3 protein-coding genes are annotated in these 2727 nt (G+C 49.6%); 2 read left to right on the plus strand and 1 reads right to left on the minus strand.

All coding sequences use genetic code 11. The features are described 5' to 3' along the window. Positions 1–6 precede the first annotated feature (6 nt). On the minus strand, positions 7–1038 hold the full coding sequence (locus C0081_RS16655) for an L-idonate 5-dehydrogenase (protein ID WP_101534989.1): 1032 nt from the start codon (positions 1036–1038) through the stop codon (positions 7–9). Between the two features lie 225 nt (positions 1039–1263). Here C0081_RS16655 and C0081_RS16660 point away from each other — a divergent pair, with 225 nt between their 5' ends. Beyond that, positions 1264–2034 carry an SDR family oxidoreductase gene (locus C0081_RS16660; protein ID WP_101534990.1) on the plus strand — a complete coding sequence of 257 codons (771 nt, stop codon included), beginning with the start codon at positions 1264–1266 and terminating at the stop codon, positions 2032–2034. Then, positions 2003–2548, plus strand: a complete 546-nt coding sequence (locus C0081_RS16665) for a gluconokinase (RefSeq protein WP_101534991.1) — start codon at positions 2003–2005, stop codon at positions 2546–2548. The genes C0081_RS16660 and C0081_RS16665 overlap by 32 nt, the downstream gene beginning before the upstream one ends. Positions 2549–2727 lie beyond the last annotated feature (179 nt).

Consider the following 2727-nt stretch of genomic DNA (forward strand, 5'->3'; position numbering starts at 1 on the left):
CAGGATCTAGAAGGTGATTTGTACCTTCATAGACTTGCTACGATCTGATGCAGCCTCGAATGCCTTGACAGCATCTTCCATAGGGAACACACCGGTTAGGAGTGGCTCGAGAGGCACTCTTTTGGAGCCAATCAATTCCACTGCCCAAGCAAATTCTTCATGGAAACGGAACGAACCACACATCTCAATTTCTTTTGCCACAATGACATTCTGAGGCAGCGTGACGTCTCCCCCCAAGCCCAACTGAACCATGCGCCCTCCAGGACGAATAACAGCCAAAGCCGAGATCATCGCGGACTGATTGCCAGAACACTCGATGACCACATCGAAGTAACCTTTTCCTGCTTCGTAGACTTTTAAGCCATCTGCGTTTGTCGCGACGTTGATGACTTTATCTGCTCCCAAGAGAAGCACCTTTTCTAACGCTTCATCGACAACGTCCGTTGCAACAATTTCAATGGCACCGTGAATTTTGGCAGCAGCAACCACTAGAGCACCAATAGGCCCTGCTCCGGTCACCAGCACCCGCTTACCAATCAAAGATCCGGCCCGTTTGACAGCGTGCAGACCAACAGAAAAGGGCTCTGCACATGCGGCTTCAAAGGGACTTGTTCCTTTTGGGAAAGCATGACATTGCGTTGATTTTGCAACTATTTTTTCACTGAAGGCACCTTGCACATGGGGCATACGCATTGCGCTTCCATAAAAGCGCATATCCAGGCAGTGGTTAAACATCGCCTTGCGGCAATATTCACACTCACCGCATGGTACGCTGGGGCTGACGGCGACCAAATCGCCGGGTGAAACATTGGACACCTCGGAACCAGTTTCAATGACCGTACCCGCAATTTCATGCCCCAGAATCATAGGCTGCTGAATGCGAACCGCACCGAAACCACCTTGATGATAATAGTGCAGATCAGAGCCACAAATTCCACCAGCCTCGACCTTGACCAGCACATCCGTCGCCCCGACAGCAGCCAATTCGGTTTCTTCGACACGAATGTCTTTGGGCCCGTAGCATACAACTGATTTCATTTCATTTCTCCAATATTTCGCTGTCCTAGCCGGAAGAATAGCAACGTCACCACAAGTAGCAACCGCCCGATTCAATCCAACTTTCTCACCCGACCGTTCCCGCAATTGAAAAGAGTCGCCATGACATGAAAGGGGTTGACATCACCTTATTTCACGCCAATGATATCGATACCATATATTTCTGCAAGAGAATTCTAATACTTGCGACAACGAAAGGAAGAACCGGTGAATATCGAGAGTTTATTTGGATTGAGTGGCCGTCGCGCTTTGATAACTGGTTCTGGACAGGGCATTGGATTTGAACTTGCCCGCGGACTGGCTGAGGCCGGTGCCGAGGTCATAATCAATGACATCGACCCTGCTAGACTGGATAAAGCCGAAAAGAAACTCTCTGATGGCGGAGCAACGGTTCACAAACTCGGCTTTGATGTAACAAACGCCGAGATGGTTGCAGAAAAAATTGACGCCTTTGAAGCTGACGTGGGGCCAATCGATATTCTGGTCAACAACGCTGGCATGCAATATCGCTCGCAATTAGAAGACTTCCCCGTAGACAAATTTGATTTCCTGATGAAATTGAACGTCAATTCCGTTTTCTATGTCGGGAAAGCAGTCGCTAAACATATGATCGAACGGAAAGCTGGCAAAATCGTCAACATTTGCTCGGTACAAGCGGCATTGGCTCGGCCTTCCATTGCTCCCTACACGGGTTCAAAAGGCGCCGTGGCCAACCTGACCAAAGGCATGGCAACAGATTGGGCCAAATACGGTTTGCAGATAAACGGGCTGGCGCCGGGCTATTTCAAAACAGAACTCACGTCTGCATTGGTCGCCGATGAAGAATTTACATCTTGGCTGAGCAATCGCACTCCAGCAGGCCGTTGGGGCGACGTTGAAGAGTTGGTTGGAGCCTGTGTTTTCCTCAGCTCAAATGCATCTACTTTTGTGAATGGACATGTTCTCTATGTTGACGGCGGAATCACAGTCTCGCTTTAATAACCCACCGATCATTGTCGTCATGGGCGTGTCGGGGTGTGGCAAATCAACAGTCGGCGCTGCGCTTGCACAGCGTCGGTCTTTGCCTTTCATGGATGCGGATGACTATCATCCTGCAGCCAATGTAGCCAAGATGTCGCAAAGCATCCCGCTCAATGATGCCGATCGCTGGCCCTGGTTCGAAACACTCGCCAAAACCATGCTCGAAAAAACAAAGATGTCCGGTGGCGTTGTTTGCGGTTGTTCAGCCCTTAAAAAAAGCTATCGGGAGTTTTTATCCAAGCAGCTGGGGTTGCCTGTTGTTTATGTTCTGCTGAACGGCAGTCGCGCATTGCTTTTAGAACGCATGAGCGCACGCAAGGACCACTACATGCCAGTCAGCCTCCTCGATAGTCAGCTAGACACGCTGGAGATGCCGGACGACGATGAACCAGTCGTTATCGTATCTATCGATCAGGATCTTGGCCCTCTTATCGAAGCGGTTGACACTGCGCTGGCAAGCTTTGAATTTTGACCCCCGCTCTCAAAACCAACTCAAAACGCCGCGCAGGTCTTCTTGCGCGGCGTTTTGAATTATTGTGCCAATTTGCTATTTTTGACTTTTGTCTTTTTGGACAAACACAGAAATCAAAGCCAACGCACCAGAGACGATCATCAGCATCAATGAAATAGCATTCAGTGCAGGTGTAGACC

It is taken from the genome of Cohaesibacter celericrescens (genome assembly GCF_002866925.1).
Taxonomy (GTDB): domain Bacteria; phylum Pseudomonadota; class Alphaproteobacteria; order Rhizobiales; family Cohaesibacteraceae; genus Cohaesibacter; species Cohaesibacter celericrescens.